Here is a 21269-nt window from a genome sequence, read left to right as displayed (position 1 = left end):
ATGCCGCCGCGCACCTCACCGACGCTGTCCGCCGTGCCCGACGACGCCGCCGTGCCGTGGTCCCCGGTCGGCCAGCACCTGGTGCACAAGGCGGCGGCCGCGGAGGTCCTGGTGACGGACTTCGCCGCGGTGACCCCGACGCTCGCCGCGGTGGCGACCCGGTGGCCGGCCGCGCACCCGCGGTACGACCGTCGCACCGGCACCGCGGGACATCTGCTGCTGCTGGCCGAGACCATCCGCCAGGCGGGCCTCTGCCTGGCCCACCTGCAGCTGGGGATCCCGGTCGGTGAGCAGTTCATCTTCCACCGGATCGCGGTGCGCCTGGCCGCGCCCGTCGCCGCACTCGGGGAGACGGCACCCGACCGCACGGTGACCACGGTCGAGCCGACCCCCCGCTACCGGGTCGGTCGGCCGGCCGGTGCGGTGCTGGCCGTGGAGATCCGCCACGGCGGAGACCTCTGGGCCACCGCCGAGGCCGACTACTCCTCGGTGCCGCGCCGGGTCTACGACCGGCTGCGCGCCTCCGCTCGGGACCACGCGACCGCCGGCAGCGGGCGACCGGTCCCGAGTCCGCGGGACGCCGGCCCGGACCGCCGCACCCAGGCCGGGGTGGAGCGCTCGCGCGTCCTCGTCGACCTCGCCGACCCCACCTTCTTCGACCACGAGGTCGACCACCTGCCGGGCATGCTGCTGATCGACGCCGTGCTCACCGCAGCGGCCGCCCGGGCGGGCAGCGGAGCCGCGCTCGCGGGGATCGACGTGACGTTCGACCGCTTCGCCGAGCTCGATCGCCCCACCTGGGTGCGCACCGGGCCGGCGCCGGGCACCGACGAGCAGGCGCTGGCGGTGGCCCTGGAGCAGGGCTCCGGCCCCGTGGCCCGGGGCCGGGTCCTCCTCGGGTAGGTCAGGCCGGGGACGTCGGCCGCAGCTGCGGCAGCACGAGGGCCCAAAACCCGTCCAGCCGGCTCCTGAGGTCGCGCCGGGCGCTGAGCTCCTGCGACACCTGCTGCATGCCGAAGAAGCTGGCCACGATCACCTGGGCGGTGCTGACCGGGTCGGCCCCGGCGTTGATCTGGCCGCGTTGCTGACCGTCGGAGATCAGCGTGACCAGGGCGTGCTGCCAGCCCACGTAGGGCTGCGGCAGCTTGGCCATCGCCTCCGGCGGCAACTCCGACATCAACCGCTTGGAGGCCCGGGTGACGGGGTCCTTGGCGAACTGCTCCCCCGCCACGTAGGTGACGGCGACGAGCGCCTCCAGGGCGTCGTCGTGCGCGCCGAGCACCTCACCCAGCATCACCGGCCAGGTCTCGAACATCTGGTGGACGACCGCGATCGCCACGCTCTCCTTGGAGGCGAAGTGCCAGTAGAGAGCCCCCTTGGTCATCCCGGTGCCGGCGACGATGTCGCTCAGCGACGTGGCCGCGTACCCACGTTCGCCGAACTCCCGCGCGGCGACATCGATGATCAACTGCCGCGTGGCGGCACTGTCGCTGGCCCGCCCCCGGGCGCGCCGCGGCGAGGACGAGATGCCCACCGGTGCCTCAGTCATCATCCGCCTCCTGCGGGACGCCCTGCCCCGGTCTCGCCGGGCAGCCTAGCCGTAGCAACCGCGCGGACGGCCCGAGCGCGCAACGGCGACGGCGCCGCCGGAACGAGATCCCGGCGGCGCCGGCCGCTGTCCTGGTGGAGCTGAGGGGATTTGAACCCCTGACCCCCTCGATGCGAACGAGGTGCGCTACCGGTCTGCGCCACAGCCCCCAGTGCTGCGAGGAAGACTACCGCCCGGCTCCTCCGGACCCGCCACCGGGGCGGGTGCGGAGCAGCCGTGGCGGACGCCTCAGGCGTTGGCCGCCCGCGGTGGCTGGTACTCGTCGATGTCGGCGAACCCGATGTCGTCGTCGTCCAGGCCGACGACCGCACTGTTCTGCCAGCCGACGGGGGCCGGCGTGCGGGCAGCCACGACCCGGCCCGGGCGCAGCGTGTGCACCGGAGCCAGCGGGAGGCTGGGGTGCGACAGCGCGGGCAGCGCCTCCTGGGCGACCGTCTCGTGCACCGCGGCCGGCGGGGCGGTCCGCTGCGCCGGGGCCGGCACCGGCGCGGCCGCAGGGCGTGCCGGGGCGCGCATGGCCTGCCGCGCGGCGGCGCGGGCGGCCCGGCGGGCGGCCAGCCGCTCGCGGCGGGCCACCTTGCGGAGCACGAGGACGTAGCCGACCGTCGCGACGGTGCTGAGCGCCTGGGCGATCCACAGCCACGGCGTCAGCAGCAGCGCGCCGGCCAGCGAGGCCAGCGTCAGGGCGACGAGACCGCCCAGCGCCCGGCGGCGCAGTGCGTGCACGTCGACCGTCAGCTCGCCGGTGGTGTGCAGCACCGCGCGGTCGATCGTCACCCGCTCGGTCTCGGCGTGCCGCACCGGGTCGACGGTCCGTCGCCGCTGCAACGTCCGCCCCGAGTCGGCAGCCGCCGTCCGGCCGTCCTGGGCCTCGCCGCGGGTCACCACCATGGGCACCAGCACGACGAACCACAGCACGACCAGAGCGGCCAAGAGCACGCCGGATCCCATTACCCAACACCACCTGTCACATCAGTCACTCGCCCGGCGAGGTTAAGCACCGCCGGGGTCCGGACCCGGGAGGCGCGCGGCGTGTCGTCGAGTCTTGTGGGACCGGTGTGACGACGTCCGGCGTGTCCCCCACCGGCGCCCGGGCACCGGCCGGCGTGCGTGCTAGGCCGACGAGCCGATCAGTCGACAGGTCGCGCCGGGGACATCTGCTGCCACCGGCCCAGCACGCCCCGGGGCAGGTCCTCGGCCAGCAGCGAGAAGGCCAGGTGGTCGCGCCAGTCGCCGTCGATGTCGAGGTAGCGCCGCAGCAACCCCTCCCGCTCGAACCCCAGCCGCTCCACCAGGCGCTGACTGGGCAGGTTCTCCGGGCGGATGTCGGCCTGCAGGCGGTGCAGGCCCACGGGGCCGAAGGCGTGGTCGCACACCAGCGCCACGGCCAGCGAGGCGATCCCCCGCCCGGCGACCGAACGATCGATCCAGTAGCCCAGGTACCCGGCACGGAGCGCGCCCCGGACGATGTTGTCCACCGTCACCTGGCCGGCCAGCCGCCCGTCCACGCGGACGGCGAAGGGCAGCGAGGTGCCCAGCCGCGCCCGGCGCGCCACGACGCGCCGCATCGCCCGGTAGGCCGCCGGGCTGTGCCGCGCGTGCCAGGCGACCGTCGACGTCGGTTCCCAGGGCCGCAACCACGACTCGTTGGCCAGCCGGATCCGGCTCCACTCCACCGCGTCCCGCCGGCGCAGCGGGTGCAGCTCCACCGGTCCCCAGGCCAGGCGGGCGGGCCAGCCGGGGTGCGCAGCGGGATCGGTCACGGCGCGGAAGTCAGCCACCGAGGAGTAGCGGCATGACGGTGATCAGCCCGCCGGCGGCCACCTCGGTGACGTCCTCGTCGATGACGATCAGGCAGTTGGCGCGGGCCATCCGGGCGAGGAGCGCGTCGGTGGCCTCGCCGACCGGCTCCACGACGTAGCCGCCGTCCGGGTGCCGCATCACGGTGCCGTGCAGGTACTGGCGGTAGCCCAGCGGCGACAGCAGCGGCTGGCCGGCGATCGCCTGGACGGTGCGACGGAACAGCTGGCGCTTGCCGAGCATGAGCCGGATGGCCGGCCGGACGAAGACCTCGAAGGCCACCAGCGCGGCCACCGGCTCCCCGGGCACGCAGATGACCGGCACCTCGTCCCGGCCCAGCCGGCCGAATCCCTGCGCCGGGCCCGGGTGCATCGCCACCTGCCGGAAGCGCATGCCGCCCAGGCCGGCCAACGCCTCCTGCACCATGTCGAACCCGCCGCTGGCGAACGTGCCGGAGATCAGGAGCAGGTCGCTGCGGAGCAGCTGGCTCTCCAGCACCTCGGTCAGCCGGCGGGGGTCCCCGGGGAGGATGCCCCACCGGTAGGCGTCTGCACCGGCGTCCCGCGCGGCCGCGGCCAGCGCGTAGCTGTTGACGTCGACCACCTGGCCGGGCGACGGGGTGGCGCTCACGTCCACCAGCTCGGTGCCGGCGCTCAGCACCACGACCCGGGGCCGGGGCCGGACGAGGACCCGGTCGCGTCCCACGGCCGCCAGCAGGCTGATCTGGGCGGGACCGATCGGGGTGCCCACGTGCACGGCCGGATCCCCCGGTGCGACGTCGTCGCCCGTCCGGCGCACGTAGCTGCCGGCCGGCGGACCGGCCTGCACCGCGACCCGCACCGTTCCCTGGTCGGTCCAGACGCCCGGGACGACGACGTCGGCGCCCGACGGCAGCATGGCGCCCGCGGCCACCTTCAGCGCGAGACCCGGCCCGATGGACGACGGCGCGCTGGCCCCCGCGACGCTCTCCCCCACCACGGCCAGCTCCACCGGCTGCGCCACGGTGGCGGCGGCGACGTCGTCGGCCCGTGCGGCGTAGCCGTCGAGCGCCGCCTGGTCGAAGGCCGGCAGGGCCCGCTGGCTGACGACGTCCTCGGCGCAGAGCAGCCCCTGCGCGTCGAGGACGGCGAGCTCGATGGCGTCCGGCTGGGGCACGGCGGCGAGGATCTCGTCGAGGTGCCGCTCCACGGTGCGCACCAGCGGCGAGGCGTCCGAGCGGCCGTCGGCCGGCAGGGGCACCGGCCCGGTGAGCGCGGGAACCGGCACCGAGGGGGCGGCGGGCGCCACGCCGGCACCGGGACGACGGGGCGGCGCCATGGGCATGTCGACCTGGGCGGTGTCCCGATGGCTCCGGAACCCTCCGCCGCCGCTGCCGCCGTTGTCGCTCTGCCCGGACATCCTCACCACCGTCCCGCCGTGCCCTCTGCCGGCACCGCTGCCTGCGGCAGCGCCGGCCCCGGACGGGGACCTCCCACGCGCCGCCGTCCGATCGTGCCCTCGCGGGCGCCGGTCAGGACGACGACGCGCCCTCGGCGGGCAGCTCGGTGACGAAGTCGCGCAGGAATGCGGTGAACGACGGCCCCAGGTCGTCGCGCTCCGCGGCGAGCCGGACCACCGCCTTGAGGTAGTCGAGCTTGTCCCCGGTGTCGTACCGGCGACCGCCGAAGACCACCCCGTGGACGGGTCGGCCGCGCTCGACCAGCGTGGCGAGCGCGTCGGTCAGCTGGATCTCCCCGCCGCGGCCGGGAGCGGTCTCCCGCAGCACCTCGAAGATCTCCGGCGCCAACACGTAGCGGCCGATGATCGCCAGGCTGCTGGGTGCCTCCTCGACCGGCGGCTTCTCGACCAGACCGGTGACCGCGACGACGTCGCCGCCGTCGGCGGTGGGCTCCACGGCCACGGCGCCGTACTTGTCGATGTTCTCCCGGCCGACGTCGAGCAGCGCGATCACCGAGCCGCCGTGCTCGGCCTGGACGGCGAGCATCTGCTCGAGCAGGTGGTCGCGGGCGTCGATCAGGTCGTCACCGAGCAGGACCGCGAACGGCTCGTCCCCGACGAAGGCGGCCGCCTGCAGCACCGCGTGACCCAGGCCCTGGGCCTCCCCCTGGCGCACGAAGTGCACCTGCGCGACCTCGGTGGACTCGTGCACGGCCGCCAGGCGGGCGGCGTCACCCTTCTTCTCCAGCGCCGCCTCGAGCTCCGGGGTGCGGTCGAAGAAGTCCTCGATCGCCGCCTTGCCGCGGCCGGTGACCATGAGGACCTCGGGCAGGCCGGCGCGGGCGGCCTCCTCGACGATGTACTGCAGTGCCGGCCGGTCGACGACCGGGAGCAGCTCCTTGGGCACCGCCTTGGTGGCCGGCAGGAACCGGGTGCCCATCCCCGCGACGGGGATGACCGCCTTCCGGGCCGGACGGCTGCTGGAGATCGACATGCGGGCAGCCTAGCGAGGCCGGCGGAAACGACCCGGCGCGCGACCCCGAGCGGTGCCGCAGCCGCCACCACGACCGGCGGGCGCTACCGGCCGGTCACTGACAGAGTGTGGCCGACCTCATCCACCGACGCCGCGGGAGCGCCCGTGTCACCCGAGATCGTCACCATCATCGCGCTGGTCGTGATCTTCGCGATCGCGACCTTCCTGCCCATCAACATGGGTGCGCTCGCCTTCGTCGCCGCCTTCGTGGTGGGCACCCTCTCGGTGGGCCTCAGCACCGACGACATCCTGACCGGGTTCCCCGCCGAGCTGGTGCTGACCCTGATCGGCGTCACGTACCTGTTCGCGATAGCGCAGAACAACGGCACGGTCGACCTGCTGGTGCGCGGGGCGGTGACGCTCGTCGGCGGCCACGTCGCGGCGATCCCCTGGATCATGTTCTTCGTCACCGCGCTGCTCACGGCGATCGGCGCCCTCTCCCCCGCTGCGGTGGCGATCATCGCGCCGATCGCGCTCACCTTCGCCGCGCGCCACGACATCAGCCCGCTGCTGATGGGGATGATGGTCATCCACGGCGCCCAGGGCGGCGGCTTCTCGCCGATCAGCGTCTACGGCGTCACGGTGAACACCATCGTCGAGGGCGAGGGCCTGCCGGGCAGCCCGCTCGCCGTCTTCCTCGGGGCGCTGTTCTTCAACATCGCCATCGCCCTGGTGCTGTTCTTCCTGCTGGGCGGGCGCAAGCTCATCGGCCGGAAGGTCGCCGCGCAGCCGGTGCCGCACGCCGAGCAGGTCCACGGCACGGTGGTCCGTGGTCACGGCGCCGCGCCGGGCCCCGCCGTCGGCGGGGACGACGACGAGCACATCCACCCCGACCGTCCGGAGCCCGTCCGCTTCGAGCAGATCCTCACGCTCGTCGGCCTGGTCGTGGTCGCCGTCCTGGCCCTGGTGTTCGATCTCGACATCGGCTTCGTCGCCATCACCGTCGCCGTCGTCCTCGCGCTGTTCTCGGCCACGCAGCACAAGGGGGCGGTCAGCCAGATCAGCTGGTCGACCGTGCTCCTCATCGCCGGCGTCCTGACCTTCGTGTTCGTGCTCCAGGAAGCCGGCACGATCGACTACGTCGGGGACGCCGTGATCGGGCTCGGGGTGCCGCTGGTGATCGCGCTCCTCCTGGCCTACATCGGCGGCGTGGTGTCGGCGTTCGCGTCGTCGACGGCGATCATCGGCGTCGCCATCCTGCTCGCGGTGCCGTTCCTGGAGTCCGGGGAGATCAGCGCCGTGGGTGTGGTGGTCGCCCTGTCCGTGGCCTCGACCATCGTCGACGTGAGCCCGTTCTCGACCAACGGCGCGCTGGTCCTGGCCGCCGCGCAGGACGTGGACAAGGACCGCTTCTACAAGCAGATCCTGGGCTACGCCGCGATCGTCGTCGCCGTGGGCCCGTTGCTCGCGTGGCTGGTGTTCGTCGTCCCGGGCTGGCTGTGACCCGCCTACCGAAATTACCTCAACGCTGAGACACTTTCCGCGTGCGCCGCCGGAGCCGGCGGGCACTGAGCCAGGGAGACTGCCATGTCCGGACCTCTCGACGGCGTCCTCGTCGTCGACCTGACCCGCGCCCTCGCCGGGCCGCACGCCGCGATGATGCTGGGCGACCTCGGCGCCCGGGTGATCAAGGTGGAGAGCCCGGGCAGCGGGGACGACACCCGCGGCTGGGGCCCGCCGTTCGTGTGGCCCGGGGGTGGTGGGGCGGGCGACGACATGGCCGGCGACCGGGAGTCCACGTACTTCCTGTCGACGAACAGGAACAAGGAGTCGATCACCCTCGACCTCAAGGACGAGGCCGACAAGGCGACGCTCACCGAACTGCTGCGCCGAGCGGACGTGCTGATGGAGAACTTCCGCCCGGGCACACTGGCCCGGCTCGGGTTCGGAACCGACGTCCTCGCCGAGCTCAACCCGCGGTTGGTGACGCTGGCGATCAGCGGCTTCGGCCACGACGGCCCCGAGGGCGGCCGGGCCGGCTACGACCAGATCGCCCAGGGCGAGGGCGGGCTGATGTCGCTCACCGGCTCGGGGCCCGACGACCCGCAGCGGGTCGGCGTCCCGATCGGTGACCTGCTGGCCGGCATGTACGGCGCCTACGGGGTGCTCGCCGCGCTGATGGAGCGGGAGAAGACCGGCCGCGGGCAGGTGGTGCGCACCTCGCTGCTCGCCGCGATCGTCGGCGTCCACGCCTTCCAGGGCACGGCGTGGACGGTGGCCGGGAAGGTGGGCCGCGCGCAGGGCAACCACCACCCCTCGATCGCGCCGTACGGCCTGTTCCACTGCAAGGGCGGCAGCGTCCAGGTGGCCTGCGCCAACGACTCGCTGTGGCGGAAGCTGTGCGCCGAGTTCGGCTTCGACCCCGAGGCGCCCGGGATGGGCACCAACGGCGACCGCGTGGAGCACCGCCAGGAGGTGATCGCCCTGCTCGAGGGCGCCTTCGCCGACATCGAGGCCGAGGAGCTGCTCGCCCGGCTCGCGACGGTCGGCATCCCCTCGGGGAAGGTGCGCTCGATCGACGAGGTCTACGGCTGGGACCAGGCGCTCTCCCAGGGCCTGCGGGTCGACGTCGACCACGCCACGCTCGGCCGGGTGTCGCTGCCCGGCCCGCCGCTGCGGTTCTTCGCGCCGGGTCCGGACGGCGAGACGGAGACGACCCGCCGCGACCACGCCGCCCCCCCGGTGCTCGGCGCCGACGGCGACGCGATCCGCGCCTGGCTGGACGGGTCGTCCACGTGAGCGGGAAGCCCGCCCGGCTCGACGCACGCTCGCTCCGGGACCTCGTGCTCGACGCGGGCTCGTGGACGTCGTGGGACTCCCCGGTCGTCCGCCCCGACGTGTCGGAGGGCTACGCGCGCGAGCTGGCGGCGGCCGAGGAGAAGTCGCGGCAGGACGAGTCGATCATCACCGGCGAGGGGAGGCTGCGCGGCCGGCGCGTGGCCGTCGTCGCCGGCGAGTTCGGCTTCCTCGCCGGCTCCATCGGCGTGGCCGCCGCCGAGCGGTTGATCGCCGCGGTGGAGCGGGCCACCGACGAGGGGCTGCCGCTGCTCGCGGCACCGGTGTCGGGCGGCACCCGGATGCAGGAGGGCACGGTCGCCTTCCTGCAGATGATCGGCATCACCGCGGCCATCGCCCGGCACAAGGAGGCCGGACTGCCCTACCTGGTGTACCTGCGCCACCCGACCTTCGGCGGCGTGCTCGCCTCCTGGGGCTCGCTCGGGCACGTCACCATCGCCGAGCCCGGCGCCTCGATCGGCTTCCTCGGCCCGCGGGTGTTCGAGGCCCTCTACGGCGAACCGTTCCCCGAGGGGGTGCAGACCGCCGAGAACCTGGCCGAGCACGGCCTGATCGACGCCGTCGTCCCGCACGGGGAGATCGCCGAGGTCGCCGACCGCGCGCTGCGCGTGCTCTCGGCCCGGCAGACCTGGCACCTCGACGTCCGGGACGCCGAGCGGCCCACCCCCGAGGACGGCACCGACGCGGGGCTGGGCGGGGTGGACGGTGCAGACGGGCGTACCGCCTGGGACGTCGTCACCGCGTCGCGACGGGAGGACCGCCCGGGCGTGCGGCGGCTGCTGCGGACCGCCGCCACCGACGTCGTCGGGCTCTCGGGCACCGGGGCCGGTGAGAAGGACCCGGGGCTGCTGCTCGCGCTGGCCCGGTTCGGCGGCGCCCCGTGCGTCGTGCTCGGGCAGGACCGGCGGGGCCAGTCGCTGTCGGTGCCGCTGGGCCCGGCGGCCCTGCGCGAGGCGCGGCGCGGCATGCACCTGGCCGCGGAGCTGCGGCTGCCGCTGGTGACCCTGATCGACACCCCCGGCGCGGCGCTGTCGCGGGAGGCCGAGGAGGGCGGGCTGGCCGGGGAGATCGCCCGCTGCCTGCACGACCTGGTGGTGCTGAAGGCGCCGACGCTGGCGGTGCTGCTCGGGCAGGGCACCGGCGGCGGGGCGCTCGCCCTGGTGCCGGCCGACCGGGTGCTGGCCGCGGCCAACGGCTGGCTGGGCCCGCTGCCGCCGGAGGGCGCCTCGGCCATCGTGCACCGCACCGTGGACCGGGCCGGCGAGATGGCCGCCGACCAGGGAGTACGGGCCACCGATCTCTGGCGGGCCGGCATCGTCGACCGGGTGGTGCCGGAGCGGCCCGATGCCGCCGACGAACCGACCGAGTTCTGCCTGCGGCTGGGCCGGGTGCTCGGCGAGGAGCTGGCCGGTCTGCTCGGCCGGGACGACACCGAGCGCTTCCGCACCCGGCTGCACCGGTACCGCCACCTCGGCCGCTGAGGGCGCCCCGATGATCAGGTCTCCTGGTCATCAGGGTTCCTGGCTCACGGTCGGCGCTGAGCCAGCATCCTTGGCCTTGGCGGCCGCGCGTTCCGCGCTGAAAATGTGTGTCGGGTCGCCCGCCGACGCCGGTTGTCCCTGATCGTGGGAGGTCGTGAGCCAGCAGGGTGCCGAGGGCTGCGCCGTGGGCGCTTCCTTGTCGCTTCGAGCACGCGGATCAGATTGCTCGTCCTGCCCAGCAGTCCTCGCGGGCGGCCCCCCGAGGGGTCGGTGAGAGCGAGGAGGTCATGGTGCTTCAGGAAGATCAACAGGTCGAGGAGATCGTCGCCCGGGTGGCGGCGCTGGATATCGGCAAGGCCGAGCTGGTGTGCTGTGTGCGGGTGCCGCATCCGACCCGGCCGGGCAAGCGGATGCAGGAGGTGGTCACCTATCGCACGATGACCCGCTCACTGCTGGTGATGGCCGACCGGCTGGCCGGGCTGGGCGTCAGCGAGGTGGTCATGGAGGCCACCAGCGACTACTGGAAGCCGCCGTACTACCTGCTCGAGGCCCGCGGATTGAACCCGAAGCTGGTCAACGCCCGCGACGTCAAGCACCTGCCCGGCCGGCCCAAGACCGACAAGCTGGACGCGGTGTGGCTGGCCAAGCTGGCCGAGCGCGGCATGCTGCGGCCCAGCTTCGTGCCTCCGCCGAAGATCCGCCGGCTGCGCGATGTCACCCGCTACCGCGCCGATCTGGTCGAGGTGCGTACCGCGGAGAAGCAGCGGGTGGAGAAGCTGCTCGAAGACGCACAGATCAAGCTGTCGGTGGTGGCCAGCGACATCTTCGGCGCCTCCGGGCGGGACATGCTGGCCGCGCTGATCGCCGGCACCCGCGACCCCAAGGTGCTCGCCGCGCTGGCCCGGGGCCGGATGCGCGCCAAGCTCACCGACCTGGAAGAGGCGTTCACCGGCTACTTCACCGATCACCACGCCCGGCTGCTGACCACGATGCTGGCCCGCATCGACGGCCTCTCAGCCGACATCGCCGAGCTCGAGGTGATGATCGAGGAGATGGTCGCCCCTTTCACCGACGCGGTGGCGAAGCTCGATGAGATCCCCGGCATCGGCCGCGTCGCCGCCAGCGCAATCCTGGCCGAGATCGGCCTGGACATGAGTCGGTTCCCCACCGACGGGCACCTGTGCGCCTGGGCCCGCTTCGCCCCCGGCACCAAGGAATCGGCCGGCAAGAAGAAGGGCGCCGGCAGCACCGGCCACGGAAACCGCTACCTGGCCAAAGTCATCGGCGAGGCCGTCGCCGGCGCGGCGAAGACCGACACCTTCCTCGGTGAGCGATATCGCCGCCTGGCCCGCCGCCGCGGCGGGAAGAAGGCCATGGTCGCCGTCGGCCGCTCCATGCTGGTGATCATCTGGCATCTGCTGTCTGATCCCGACGCCCGATTCGTCGACCTCGGCTCGGACTTCCACGCCAAACGAACCGACCCCGACCGGCGACGCCGCGCTCACGTTCACCAGCTCGAAGCCCTCGGCTACACCGTCACCCTCACCCCAGCCGCCTAACCCCACAAGCGTTCGCCCGTCCCCGACTCGGCGCAGCCCCAAGGCCGAGCCGTCGGTTCCGTTCGCCCGTACCCCAGTCATTTTCGGGTCAGTCATTTTCGGGTCAGGACCCGCAGAGGTGAGCCAGGATCGGCTCGTGGACCGCAGACCCGTCCGCCGGCTCAGGCCCGACCCGGACGCCCCTCCCCCTGCCGCGGGCTGGCCGGCCACCGTGCCCGCGGTCGCCCAGATCCTCCGGGAGGGACTGGAGCTGGGCGGGGGCGCCACGGTCCTCGTCGGGGAGAACGGCTCGGGCAAGTCGACGGTGCTCGAGGTGCTGGCCGCCGCGCTCGGGCTCAACGCCGAGGGCGGGTCGGTGTCCGCCCGGCACCGCACCCGGCCGAGCGAGCCCGGCGCCCTCGACCTGATCGTCGAACGCAGCCCCGGCGCGGCCCGGTGGGCGTACTTCCTGCGCGACGAGACGCTGCACGGCCTCTACAGCTACCTCGAGGACAACCGCAACGACAAGCGGCCCGAACCGCTGTTCCACGAGCTCTCCCACGGCGAGGCGTTCCTGTCGCTGCTGGGCGACCGTGCCCGCGGACCGGGGCTGTACGTCCTCGACGAGCCCGATGCGGCCCTGTCCTTCACCGGCACGCTGTCGCTCGTGGCGCAGCTGGCCGATCTCACGGCGCGTGGGGCGCAGGTCGTCGTCGCCACGCATTCGCCGGTCCTGGCCGCACTGCCCGGAGCACGGCTGCTCGAGTTGGTCCCTGGGGGCTGCGGGACGCCGACTGGGCCGACCTGGAGCTCACCGCGAGCTGGCGGCAGTTCCTCGCCGATCCGCAGTCGTTCCTGCGGCATCTGTCGTGAGCGGTGCCGTTGGATGCGGACGCGTGGGGCACCAAGCGTCCTAGGCTGGAGCCGTGATGACCGACCAGCCGCGACAGCCCGAGCCCGGTGACCTCCTGGAACTCGAGCGGCAGGTGTGCTTCGCCCTGTCGGTGGCCGCCCGCAACGTGGTCGCCGTCTACCGCCCGGTCCTCGAGCCTCTGGGGCTGACGCATCCGCAGTACCTGGTGATGTTGGCGTTGTGGCAGCACGGCTCCTTGTCCGTCAAGGATCTGGCCGGGCTGCTGCAGCTCGACCCGGGCACCCTCTCGCCGCTCCTCAAGCGACTGGAGGCGGCGGGCCTCCTGCGGCGGGAAAGAGATGCGCGAGACCAGCGGAACCTGGCCCTGACACTGACCGACGAGGGTCGGGCGCTGCGCGACAGGGCCGAGCGGATCCCGGCCGGCATCGTCCAGCGTCTCGGCATGCCGGTCGCCGACCTCTTGTCGCTGCACGAGTCGCTCACCGATGTCATCGCCGCCTCCCGGCGGGCACTGGCCTCCATCGACGCCGGCAACCCCGAGGCCTCCGACGCCACGGTGGCCTGACGAGCTGTGACCTCTGGCGCATGTGGTGCACTAATCGTTGGTGCACCATGCATCATGGCACCATCAAGGCGTGCACCTCGTCGAGCAGCAGCAGAGAGTGGTCATGGCAGAGCCTGAGACCGCGGCCGGTGCGCCGGCCGAGCCCCTCGTCCGTCCAGCTCCGCACCGGTGGATCTGGTATGCCCTCGGCGGCGGGCTGCCCGCGCGGCACCGCGGCTGGGTGCTGCACGACACGACGACCGGCACGTGGTGGCAGCGGCACGTCGCCCGCAGTCTGGTCCAGGTGGCCATCCCGATCGCCCTGGTGATGGCGCTGCTCCCGGCCCCGTGGGGGCTGCGCGCCGCCGTGGCCGGCGGAGGCCTGGCGCTGGCGATGCTGTACTCGCTGGCCTACATGCCGGAGGCGACCGAGAACCGGGTGGTGAAGGCGGGCTATCCCGCCGGGACGGCGACCGCGGTCCGGGACCGCGCAGGTCTCGTGCGACAGCAGCTCGAGAGCGAGCGCAAACGGGCCGCCGCCGCGAAGCGGGCCGCGCGGTACCGCGAGCGCAGCGGCCGCTGAGCGCCGCGCCCGTCCCCGGGCTGTACGTACACCCCGCGGCGAGCGCGCCTGGTCAGGCGCTGACGTCTCATGCCGAATCGGTCACCGGGTCGGCGTCTCGACCACAGAGATCGCGCCCTGCGTCACCGCGCACAGGCGTTCCGCGCCATCGTGGTCGACCGTGGAGAGGTCGCATCGGCAGATGATGCGCGACCGGCCCGCGTTGATCACGCGAGCGTGCGCACGGAGAATGGTGCCGACGGCCGGACGCACGTAGTCGATCGAGAAGCCGGCGGTCAGCACACCGCCGGCGCTCACGCTGCCCGCGGCGAACGTGAGCGCATTGTCAGCGGCGTAGCTGACCACGCCGCCGTGCAGGAAGCCGTGCTGCTGGCACAGCTCTTCCCGGACGTCGATCTCCAGGGTCGCGGAACCGTCCCCGCACTCGGTGATCCTCGTCCCGAGCAACACGCTGAAGGGCTGCTCGGCGAGCACGCGCTGCGCTCTGGCCAGATCGGCGGTCTCGTCACCCATCCGTCCTCCATAGCAGGCGCAGGAGGGCGGAGCAGCGGCGGGATCGTCCGCGGACCGGTAGACGGACGCCCTCACCGCCAGGGTGAGTGACACTCATCGAGATGCGTGGACGAGCGGTGGCGGCATGGCGCATCATTGGCAGTCGCCGGGCGAGAGTGCCAGCTCGGCGACCCACTCCGCACGACCAGGGAGAGCCACGCCGTGCCCACTTATCAGTACGCCTGCACCAATCCCGGGGGCAAGCACGAGTTCGAGGTCGTGCAGTCGTTCAGCGACGCGGCGGTGGCCGAGTGCCCCGAGTGCGGCCTCCCGGTGCGCAAGGTCTACGGCTCGGTGGGCGTGGTCTTCAAGGGCTCCGGCTTCTACCGCACCGACAGCCGGAAGAGCAGCTCCGCCTCCGAGACCGCCGGCAGCTCCTCCTCCGACGGTGGGACGTCGTCGACCCCGGCCAAGGAGAGTTCGTCGAGCTCCGCGAGCTCGGCAGCGAGCAGCTCGACGTCGTCGTCGGCTGCCGGCAGCAGCGCCAAGGCCGCGAAGGCCGACTGACCCAGGTCGTCCCCGTCCGTCCACAGGCCCGGGTGCGATCCACAGTCCGCCGCGAAGCAGACCCGGACGTCCGCCCGGCGGGCAGGGTCGGGGCATGCTCCGTCTCCGCCGTCCCCGCTCCCCGCTGCTCCTCGCGCGCCGGCTGGCCGCCGCCGCACTCGTGGCGCTCGCGCTGGCGCTGGCGCTGCGCCCCGGACCCGCCCCGGCCGGTGACCGGAGCCCGGCGGGGCTCCCGGTGGTGGTCGCCGCGACCGACCTTCCCGCCGGTATCGCGCTGACTCCGGGTGATCTCCGGGTCGTCCGCCTGCTGCCGCAGGCCGCGCCCGACGGCGTGGTCGGCGAGCCCGCGCTGCTGGTGCACCGCGTCCTCGCCGGGCCCGTCCGCCGCGGCGAGCCGATCACCGACGCCCGGCTGGTCGGCGCCGGCCTCACCACCCTTCTCGCGCCCGGTGAGGTGGCGGCGCCGGTGCGGCTGGCCGACCTCGCGGTCGCCGCCCTCGTCCGCACCGGTGACCGGGTCGACGTCCTGGCGACCGTCGCCGGGGCCGGCGCGGCCGAGCGGGTGGCATCGGGAGCACGCGTGCTCGCCGCGCCCGGTCAGGACGGCGGGGACGACGCTCCCGGCGCCGGGCTGCTGCTGCTCGCCGTCGACGAGGAGACCGCGGCCCGCCTCGCCGCGGCCTCGGCCGGCGCCACGCTCACCGTGAACCTGCCGCCACCCCGGAACTGACGGAAACGCGCCGGTGTGGCTGGATGGTCGGCGTGCTGAAGGGGTTCAAGGACTTCGTGTTCCGCGGCAACGTCGTCGACCTGGCCGTTGCCGTGGTCATCGGTTCGGCGTTCACCGCCGTGGTGACCTCGTTCGCCGATTCGTTCCTGCAGCCGCTGATCGGGTTGCTCGGCGGCGGCGGCGAGCTGGGCGGCGTGCTCGAGGTGAACGGCCAGGAGTTCACCTGGGGCGCGTTCCTGAGCACCGTGATCACGTTCCTGCTGACGGCTGCGATCGTGTACTTCCTGGTCGTGCTCCCGATCCACCGGCTGTTCGAGCGCCGGGTGCGCGGCGAGGAGGCCGGCCCGATCGGCCCGACGGAGCTGGAGCTGCTCGTCGAGATCCGCGACCTGCTGCGCACCCAGCAAGGCTTGGGGCCGGCCGGTCCTCCCCGTCCCCCGGCCCCCTGAGGGCCGCTCAGTCGCTACCCCAGTGCGGCGGGCGGTCCTCCAGGTAGCGGCGGTCGTCGTCGGAGACGTCGGAAGGCCGCTCACCCCAGCCGACGTCGCTGTCGTCGGCCGCACGCTCGCGCCGCACCGGTGCCGTGACCGGCGCCGGCGGCTCGGCCGGCAGCGGCTGGCCGAGGTCCTCCAGCACCTCCGCACCGGGCAGCGCGGCCAGGAGCGCGCCGGGCACCGCGAGCTTGCTGCCGCGGGTGCCCGAGCCGATGACCACCAGCTCGGCCGCGGCGACGGCGGCGTCCACCAGCACCGGCCAGGACGCCGGGAGCCCCACCGGGGTGATCCCGCCGTAGGCCATGCCGCTCTCCGACACGGCGACGTCCTGCGGCGCGAAGGAGGCCTTCCGGACGCCGAGGTGCCGGCGCACCCGCCCGTTCACGTCGGCGCGGGTCGTGGCCAGCACCAGGCAGGCGGCCAGGGTGGTCTCCCCCGCCCGCCGGCCCGCGACGACCACGCAGTTCGCCGAGGCCTCGAGCGGCACCCCGTAGGCGTCGGAGAACGCCGCGGTGTCGGCGAGGTCGTCGTCGATCTCGGCGACCCAGGCGGGCCCGGGCAGCGCCGCGAGCGCGGCAGCGACCGGTGGACCCAGGAGGTCGGTCCGTTCGGCGGCCGGCAGCCAGCGCAGCGACCCGAGGGCGGGGGCGGTCATCGGACGGATCCGGAGCAGGCGGGCACGGGTCGATCCTCGGGCACCGGGGACGACCGCCGCAGGTCGGGGGGACGGCGGCATCGCTGCGCCCGGTGTCCGGTGTCCGGGATCCGGCTGTTCGGCGTCGTACTCGCACGCCAGGATGGGGACATGATCGGTCAGCTGCACTCCGTCGTGATCGACGCGCCGGACGCCCACGCGCTCGCCACCTTCTACGCCGACCTGCTGGGCATGGAGGTGAAGGGAGGGCCCGGTGACGACTGGGTCGTCGTCACCGGCGCCGGGTACCGCATCGCCTTCCAGCAGGCGCCCGACCTCCAGCCGCCGGCGTGGCCCGAACCCGAGCGTCCGCAGCAGTTCCACCTCGACATCCGCGTCGCCGACATCGCCGCGGCCGAGCCCGAGGTGCTGGCCCTGGGCGCCCGGGCGCTCCCGGGCGGCGGTGGCGACTTCCGGGTGTACGCCGACCCGGTCGGCCACCCCTTCTGCCTGGTCTGGGACGCGTGAGCGGCGAGCAGCCCGCGGCCGGCCGGACGGCCGTCACCCCGTTCGTCGCCGCGATGCACTTCGAGGTGGCCGAGGCCGGCGGCTCCCGGGTGACCGGGCACGTCGACCTGGGCCCCGACCAGCACACCCCCTGGGGCGTCGTCCACGGCGGCGCCTACTGCTCGGTCGTCGAGTCGGCCGCCAGCATCGGGGCCAGCCGCGCGGTGCAGGACCACGGGCAGTTCGCGGTCGGGGTCAACAACAACACCGACTTCATCCGCAGCATGACCAGCGGCCGGGTCGACGTCGTCGCAGAGCCGATCCAGCAGGGGCGGACCCAGCAGCTGTGGCAGGTGCTGCTCACCCGCGCCGACGACGGCGCACTCGTGGCCCGCGGTCAGGTGCGGCTGCAGAACGTGCCGCTGCCGTCGGCCTGAGGTCAGCCCAGCACCGCCGGGTCGAGCGTGACCTGGAACAGCGCCCGCGGGTCCTGCAGGGTCGCCGGTGGCCGGGCGGCCGAGCGGGGCACCACCCGGTCCCAGCGGGCCGGACGGCGGTGCGGCAGCAGCTCCCGGCCCTGGAAGAGGTACTCCCCCACCACCTCGCCGACCAGCAGCCCGCCGCCGTGCTCGACGGGCAGCGCCACCGCGTCACCGGGCGCCATCTCGTCCAGGAAGGCCGACAGCTGGCGCAGGTCCTTGGCCGGGCGGCGTCCGGAGATCTCCTTGGACAGCGCCCGCAGGTCGGCCGGGGTCAGGCCGCCGGCGTCGACGTCGATCCCCGACTGCGTCCCCAGGCCGACCACGCCGGCGGCCAGGCAGGCGCCCAGCTCGTTGTGCGACCGCGGCCGCACCACCCACACCCGCACCCCTTCGGGCTCGGGAGCCGGTGGCAGGTCGTCGGGGCCCGGCCACACGTAGGGCAGGTCGTCGGGCTCCGGGCCGAACCGCTCGGTGAACCGGCCGCGGTAGAACTCCGGGTCCTTGGCCAGCAGGTTCGACCGGTGCGAGCGGTGCAGCTCCTCGTCGCCCAGCCAGGACGGCAGCAGCCCGGCGGCGGCCAGGTCGGCCTGCGGCACGCCGACCACCTCGGGCGCGAACTCCCCGATCTGCGCCGCCGTGGTGTCGGCGAAGCCCCGCTCCCGCCAGACGCGGGCCATCGCCAGCCCGTAGGCGGCCAGCGCCGGCGTCCGCCGCTTCCACATGAGGACGGCGGGGTGGCTGGCCCAGCCGTAGTCGGGCAGCTCGATCGCCCGCAGGATCTGCAGCGACTCCACCCGCTGCTTCCCCAGGCGCGGGGAGTCCAGCAGCCGCGCGCTGTCCTCGAAGTCGGCCACGGGCAGGAATGTCTGCATCGCCGCCATCCTCACCGAGCAGCGGCCGCCCCGCCGACCGAGCGCGTCAGCCCAGTCGGGCGGCCAGCTCCGGCAGCACCTCGCCCAGCGGCCCGTCGACCCGCACGTCGGCCTTCGCGTCGCCCCGCGTGGGGCCGACGTTCACGATGCCGACCGGGATGCCGAGCTTGGCGGCGCGGAGCACGAACCGGTAGCCGCTCATGACGGTCAGGGAGGAGCCCAGCACCAGCAGGCCGCCGGCGTCCTCCACCAGCCCGAAGCAGTGGTCGACGCGGTCGCGCGGCACCGTCTCGCCGAAGAAGACCACGTCCGGCTTGAGCGGCCCGGCCCCGCAGGCCAAGCAGTCCACCATCACGAACCCGTCGAGCACCTCATCGGGCAGCTCGGCGTCGCCGTCGGGATTGATCTCGTCCACCCGTGGCCCGAAGTGCGGGTTGGCGGCGGTCAGCCGCGCGTCCAGCGTCGCCCGGTCGGCGACGTCCCCGCAGCCGAGGCAGACCGTCCGGTCGAGCCCGCCGTGCAGCTCGACGACGTCGCGGGCGCCGCCGGCCTGGTGCAGACCGTCGACGTTCTGCGTGATGACGCCGGCCAGCAGCCCGGCGTCCTGCAGCCCGGCCACGGCACGGTGCCCCGTCGTTGGGCCGGGGCCGCGCGCAGCTGCCGCCAGCCGACGAAGCTGCGCGCCCAGTACCGGTGCCGGCCCCGCGGGTCGCGGGTGAAGGTCTGGTACGTCATCGGCGTGTGCCGGCGCAGGCTACCGGTGGCCCCGCGGTAGTCGGGGATGCCGGAGTCGGTGGACAGACCGGCCCCGGTCAGGACGACGACGTCGCCGTCGGCGACCAGGTCGGCCAGCGCGTCGAGGGCCGCGGCCCCCGTCCCCGGGACGGCGGCAGGTGCGAGGGTCACGCGCCCATGGTCCCTGCCGCGCGGCCGATGCGCCGCCGAGACCAGTCTGGTCAGCCGGCGGCGACGGCCTGCTCGAGCCGGGTCAGCATCGCGTCCTGGATCCGGGCCAGACCCTTCGGGGCGAAGGTGCGCTCGAAGAACCCGCCGATCCCGGTGGCGCCGGTCCAGGTGGTGCGTGCCCGCACCGTGCTGACCCCGGCGTCGGCGGGCGTGACGGTCCAGGTGGTCACCATGCTGGAGTTGGTGTCGGTCTCCACGAGCGCCCCGTCCGGGGTCTCGGTGACGACGACGTCCTGCTCGCGCACGCGCTTGGACGTGGCCTGCAGCCGCCAGTGCACCTTCGTGCCGGCGCCCTGCCCGCCGGCGTCCACGCGGTACTCGCTGTACTGCTCGGGGAGCACCTGCGGCCGGGTGACGGCGTAGTCGGCGAGCGCGGCACGGACGACGTCCGCCGGTGCGCGCAGAACCCGTTCGGTGGTGGCGACGACCTGACCCATGCCCCCCATCCTGCCCGCCCGCGGAACGGCTATGCCTGCCCCTCCTCGGTGTTGAGGTAGGAGCAGCGGAACCGGGCGCCGGCCATCGCCTCGGTGAAGCGCGCCTCCCACATCGGGTCATCCGACGGGAAGGTGTCGAACACGCGCTCCTCGAGCACCTCCGGGTGCCCGTCCGGACCGGGGCAGCTGCGGCGCAGCAGCACCCGGGTCACCCCGTCGACCTGGTCGTGTGCGGCACTCCAGCGCGCTGCGGCGACCGCCCGCTCGCGCCAGACCCGTTCCCGCGCGGGCAGCGGCCGGCCGGCGGCCGGCTGCGGCGCCGAGACGGCCCAGACGACGATCCCGGCCAGCAGCAGGAGCAGCAGCGCAGCCGCCAGGATGCCGACCATGCCCAGCACGGTAACCCCGCCGGCCCCGACCGGCGGGGGCCCCGGCTCAGATCTCGGCGGGTGCGGCCGTCAGGCTGTGCGCACCGCAGGTGCAGCCGGGGGTACGGGCCTTCAGGACCAGGGAGACGGCGTGCGCCCGGTCGCGGGCACCGAGCTTGCGCAGGATCGCCTTCACGTGGGACTTCACGGTGTCCTCGGAGATGAACAGGTTCTCGCCGATCTTCCGGTTCGACTGCCCCAGCACGAGCTCGTCGAGGACGTCGGACTCACGGCGGGTGAGCGGGATCTCGGGGGTCAGCTCCCGGACCACGGGGGCGGTGCCCCCTTCGACCCGGCGGATCTGGGGGTCGACGACGGTGCGCCCGGCGCGGGCGGCGAGCACGGCCCAGCCCAGCAGGGTCGCCGAGGTGTTCATGAGCAGGTACCCGCGGACGCCGGCGGCCAGCGCCTCGTTGACCACGGCCGGGTCCTCGGAGGTGGCCACGGCCACGATCGCGATCCGCGGGAAGCGGCGGCGCAGGTCACGGCAGGCGTTCAGCGTCTCACCGCGGCCGGAACCGAGTTCGACGACGACGGCGTCGGGGCGGGCGGACTCGGCCAGCACGAGTCCGCGTCGCGGCTCACCGGGGGCACCGACGGCCTGCATGCCCGCCGTCTCGTCGATCATGCCGACGAGCCCGCGGCGGAGGACCGGGGCGTCGGCGAGGACGAGGACTCGGGTGACGCCTGCCATGGCGATGGACACGCTGGTTGCTCCGCTTCCGATCGGGAACGCTGACCTGCATTCCATCGACCGGGTGGACACGGTGCTTGAGCAGGACTTTTCTGCTGCGCATGCCGCGCCGCCGCGGCGAGCAGGGGCTAGGCGACGACGGTGCAGGACAGGCCGGCGCCCGCCAGGAGTCGCGCACACCGGCCCGGCCAGGTGCCGCAGGACGGCCGGCCGGCTCGGGTCGTCGGGCTGCGGAAGAGGCGAGTGGCGAGCGGGAGTGCCGCAGGCCCGG

General features: G+C 74.1%; 25 protein-coding genes and 1 tRNA gene. 13 read left to right on the top strand and 13 right to left on the bottom strand.

All coding sequences use genetic code 11. From position 1 onward, the window contains the following. Positions 1-903, top strand: coding sequence for a ScbA/BarX family gamma-butyrolactone biosynthesis protein (locus BLASA_RS03380; RefSeq protein ID WP_014374607.1), 903 nt, complete (start codon positions 1-3; stop codon positions 901-903). A gap of 1 nt (position 904) precedes the next feature. Here BLASA_RS03380 and BLASA_RS03375 read toward each other — a convergent pair whose 3' ends face one another. From BLASA_RS03375 to galU, 6 genes are all read right to left on the bottom strand, one after another. After that, positions 905-1549, bottom strand: a complete 645-nt coding sequence (locus tag BLASA_RS03375) for a ScbR family autoregulator-binding transcription factor (RefSeq protein WP_014374606.1) — start codon at positions 1547-1549, stop codon at positions 905-907. Positions 1550-1681: 132 nt separating this feature from the next. Continuing rightward, positions 1682-1758: transfer RNA gene (locus tag BLASA_RS03370), tRNA-Ala, on the bottom strand. 79 nt (positions 1759-1837) lie between these two features. Beyond that, positions 1838-2548: a hypothetical protein gene (locus tag BLASA_RS03365; RefSeq protein WP_014374605.1), complete on the bottom strand. Its 711-nt coding sequence runs from the start codon at positions 2546-2548 to the stop codon at positions 1838-1840. A gap of 191 nt (positions 2549-2739) precedes the next feature. Continuing rightward, positions 2740-3372 carry a GNAT family N-acetyltransferase gene (locus BLASA_RS03360; protein ID WP_041776069.1) on the bottom strand — a complete coding sequence of 211 codons (633 nt, stop codon included), beginning with the start codon at positions 3370-3372 and terminating at the stop codon, positions 2740-2742. A gap of 10 nt (positions 3373-3382) precedes the next feature. After that, positions 3383-4807, bottom strand: coding sequence for a gephyrin-like molybdotransferase Glp (gene glp, locus BLASA_RS03355; protein ID WP_014374603.1), 1425 nt, complete (start codon positions 4805-4807; stop codon positions 3383-3385). A 112-nt stretch (positions 4808-4919) separates the two neighbouring features. Further along, a complete protein-coding gene (gene galU, locus BLASA_RS03350; protein WP_014374602.1) occupies positions 4920-5840 on the bottom strand; it encodes a UTP--glucose-1-phosphate uridylyltransferase GalU in 921 nt (306 codons plus the stop codon). Positions 5841-5984: 144 nt separating this feature from the next. Between galU and BLASA_RS03345 the strand changes: the two genes are divergently transcribed. From BLASA_RS03345 to BLASA_RS03315, 7 genes are all read left to right on the top strand, one after another. Beyond that, positions 5985-7322 (top strand): SLC13 family permease, encoded by a 1338-nt coding sequence (locus tag BLASA_RS03345; RefSeq protein WP_014374601.1) that lies wholly within the window; start codon positions 5985-5987, stop codon positions 7320-7322. Between the two features lie 84 nt (positions 7323-7406). Further along, a complete protein-coding gene (locus tag BLASA_RS03340) occupies positions 7407-8618 on the top strand; it encodes a CaiB/BaiF CoA transferase family protein (protein ID WP_014374600.1) in 1212 nt (403 codons plus the stop codon). Next, a complete protein-coding gene (locus tag BLASA_RS03335) occupies positions 8615-10156 on the top strand; it encodes a carboxyl transferase domain-containing protein (RefSeq protein ID WP_014374599.1) in 1542 nt (513 codons plus the stop codon). The genes BLASA_RS03340 and BLASA_RS03335 overlap by 4 nt, the downstream gene beginning before the upstream one ends. 287 nt (positions 10157-10443) lie before the next feature. After that, positions 10444-11715, top strand: a complete 1272-nt coding sequence (locus BLASA_RS03330; RefSeq protein ID WP_014373933.1) for an IS110 family transposase — start codon at positions 10444-10446, stop codon at positions 11713-11715. 136 nt (positions 11716-11851) lie between these two features. Then, entirely contained in the window at positions 11852-12658 is an 807-nt protein-coding gene (locus BLASA_RS03325; RefSeq protein ID WP_014374598.1) for an AAA family ATPase, read from the top strand. Further along, a complete protein-coding gene (locus BLASA_RS03320; RefSeq protein ID WP_051004800.1) occupies positions 12624-13133 on the top strand; it encodes a MarR family winged helix-turn-helix transcriptional regulator in 510 nt (169 codons plus the stop codon). Before BLASA_RS03325 ends, BLASA_RS03320 begins: the two co-directional genes overlap by 35 nt. 103 nt (positions 13134-13236) lie before the next feature. After that, on the top strand, positions 13237-13695 hold the full coding sequence (locus BLASA_RS03315) for a DUF5313 family protein (RefSeq protein WP_041776065.1): 459 nt from the start codon (positions 13237-13239) through the stop codon (positions 13693-13695). A gap of 81 nt (positions 13696-13776) precedes the next feature. Here BLASA_RS03315 and BLASA_RS03310 read toward each other — a convergent pair whose 3' ends face one another. Next, positions 13777-14208 carry a PaaI family thioesterase gene (locus BLASA_RS03310; protein WP_014374595.1) on the bottom strand — a complete coding sequence of 144 codons (432 nt, stop codon included), beginning with the start codon at positions 14206-14208 and terminating at the stop codon, positions 13777-13779. Positions 14209-14409: 201 nt separating this feature from the next. Between BLASA_RS03310 and BLASA_RS23955 the strand changes: the two genes are divergently transcribed. The 3 genes from BLASA_RS23955 to mscL all read left to right on the top strand — a co-directional run bounded on the left by BLASA_RS23955 (position 14410) and on the right by mscL (position 15933). After that, positions 14410-14754 (top strand): FmdB family zinc ribbon protein, encoded by a 345-nt coding sequence (locus tag BLASA_RS23955; protein ID WP_014374593.1) that lies wholly within the window; start codon positions 14410-14412, stop codon positions 14752-14754. Between the two features lie 94 nt (positions 14755-14848). Next, positions 14849-15484 carry a Flp pilus assembly protein CpaB gene (cpaB, locus tag BLASA_RS03305; RefSeq protein ID WP_014374592.1) on the top strand — a complete coding sequence of 212 codons (636 nt, stop codon included), beginning with the start codon at positions 14849-14851 and terminating at the stop codon, positions 15482-15484. A gap of 23 nt (positions 15485-15507) precedes the next feature. Then, positions 15508-15933 (top strand): large conductance mechanosensitive channel protein MscL, encoded by a 426-nt coding sequence (gene mscL, locus BLASA_RS03300; protein ID WP_014374591.1) that lies wholly within the window; start codon positions 15508-15510, stop codon positions 15931-15933. 7 nt (positions 15934-15940) lie between these two features. On the opposite strand, the gene BLASA_RS03295 is transcribed toward mscL, so the two are convergent. Beyond that, positions 15941-16633, bottom strand: a complete 693-nt coding sequence (locus BLASA_RS03295; RefSeq protein ID WP_014374590.1) for a YbaK/EbsC family protein — start codon at positions 16631-16633, stop codon at positions 15941-15943. A 150-nt stretch (positions 16634-16783) separates the two neighbouring features. Between BLASA_RS03295 and BLASA_RS03290 the strand changes: the two genes are divergently transcribed. Then, on the top strand, positions 16784-17140 hold the full coding sequence (locus BLASA_RS03290; protein WP_014374589.1) for a VOC family protein: 357 nt from the start codon (positions 16784-16786) through the stop codon (positions 17138-17140). Continuing rightward, positions 17137-17556: a PaaI family thioesterase gene (locus BLASA_RS03285; RefSeq protein WP_014374588.1), complete on the top strand. Its 420-nt coding sequence runs from the start codon at positions 17137-17139 to the stop codon at positions 17554-17556. Before BLASA_RS03290 ends, BLASA_RS03285 begins: the two co-directional genes overlap by 4 nt. Positions 17557-17558: 2 nt before the next feature. Here the strand turns inward: BLASA_RS03285 and BLASA_RS26190 are convergent, their stop codons facing one another. From BLASA_RS26190 to BLASA_RS03260, 5 genes are all read right to left on the bottom strand, one after another. After that, positions 17559-18473, bottom strand: a complete 915-nt coding sequence (locus BLASA_RS26190) for an MSMEG_6728 family protein (RefSeq protein ID WP_014374587.1) — start codon at positions 18471-18473, stop codon at positions 17559-17561. A 46-nt stretch (positions 18474-18519) separates the two neighbouring features. Continuing rightward, a complete protein-coding gene (locus BLASA_RS03275) occupies positions 18520-19092 on the bottom strand; it encodes a Sir2 family NAD-dependent protein deacetylase (protein WP_014374586.1) in 573 nt (190 codons plus the stop codon). Between the two features lie 337 nt (positions 19093-19429). Next, positions 19430-19876: an SRPBCC family protein gene (locus tag BLASA_RS03270; protein WP_014374584.1), complete on the bottom strand. Its 447-nt coding sequence runs from the start codon at positions 19874-19876 to the stop codon at positions 19430-19432. 29 nt (positions 19877-19905) lie between these two features. Continuing rightward, complete coding sequence (locus BLASA_RS03265; RefSeq protein ID WP_166486462.1) at positions 19906-20265, bottom strand: hypothetical protein; 360 nt, start codon at positions 20263-20265, stop codon at positions 19906-19908. A gap of 46 nt (positions 20266-20311) precedes the next feature. Beyond that, positions 20312-21010, bottom strand: a complete 699-nt coding sequence (locus BLASA_RS03260; protein WP_014374582.1) for a LuxR C-terminal-related transcriptional regulator — start codon at positions 21008-21010, stop codon at positions 20312-20314. Positions 21011-21269 lie beyond the last annotated feature (259 nt).

Source organism: Blastococcus saxobsidens DD2, from assembly GCF_000284015.1.
Lineage (GTDB): Bacteria > Actinomycetota > Actinomycetes > Mycobacteriales > Geodermatophilaceae > Blastococcus > Blastococcus saxobsidens_A.
Note: the sequence above shows the minus strand (reverse complement) of the source record. Positions and strands in the feature narration are given on the sequence as shown.

Bases quoted from the DNA above. Each gene is read 5' to 3' on its own strand.
- BLASA_RS03320 (WP_051004800.1), top strand. From the start codon at position 12,624: ATGACCGACCAGCCGCGACAGCCCGAGCCCGGTGACCTCCTGGAACTC.
- BLASA_RS03310 (WP_014374595.1), bottom strand. From the start codon at position 14,208: ATGGGTGACGAGACCGCCGATCTGGCCAGAGCGCAGCGCGTGCTCGCC.
- BLASA_RS03340 (WP_014374600.1), top strand. From the start codon at position 7,407: ATGTCCGGACCTCTCGACGGCGTCCTCGTCGTCGACCTGACCCGCGCC.
- BLASA_RS03330 (WP_014373933.1), top strand. From the start codon at position 10,444: ATGGTGCTTCAGGAAGATCAACAGGTCGAGGAGATCGTCGCCCGGGTG.
- glp (WP_014374603.1), bottom strand. From the start codon at position 4,807: ATGTCCGGGCAGAGCGACAACGGCGGCAGCGGCGGCGGAGGGTTCCGG.
- BLASA_RS03315 (WP_041776065.1), top strand. From the start codon at position 13,237: ATGGCAGAGCCTGAGACCGCGGCCGGTGCGCCGGCCGAGCCCCTCGTC.
- mscL (WP_014374591.1), top strand. From the start codon at position 15,508: ATGGTCGGCGTGCTGAAGGGGTTCAAGGACTTCGTGTTCCGCGGCAAC.
- BLASA_RS03380 (WP_014374607.1), top strand. From the start codon at position 1: ATGCCGCCGCGCACCTCACCGACGCTGTCCGCCGTGCCCGACGACGCC.
- BLASA_RS26190 (WP_014374587.1), bottom strand. From the start codon at position 18,473: ATGCAGACATTCCTGCCCGTGGCCGACTTCGAGGACAGCGCGCGGCTG.
- galU (WP_014374602.1), bottom strand. From the start codon at position 5,840: ATGTCGATCTCCAGCAGCCGTCCGGCCCGGAAGGCGGTCATCCCCGTC.
- BLASA_RS03295 (WP_014374590.1), bottom strand. From the start codon at position 16,633: ATGACCGCCCCCGCCCTCGGGTCGCTGCGCTGGCTGCCGGCCGCCGAA.
- BLASA_RS03375 (WP_014374606.1), bottom strand. From the start codon at position 1,549: ATGACTGAGGCACCGGTGGGCATCTCGTCCTCGCCGCGGCGCGCCCGG.
- BLASA_RS03265 (WP_166486462.1), bottom strand. From the start codon at position 20,265: ATGGTCGGCATCCTGGCGGCTGCGCTGCTGCTCCTGCTGCTGGCCGGG.
- cpaB (WP_014374592.1), top strand. From the start codon at position 14,849: ATGCTCCGTCTCCGCCGTCCCCGCTCCCCGCTGCTCCTCGCGCGCCGG.
- BLASA_RS03290 (WP_014374589.1), top strand. From the start codon at position 16,784: ATGATCGGTCAGCTGCACTCCGTCGTGATCGACGCGCCGGACGCCCAC.
- BLASA_RS03270 (WP_014374584.1), bottom strand. From the start codon at position 19,876: ATGGGTCAGGTCGTCGCCACCACCGAACGGGTTCTGCGCGCACCGGCG.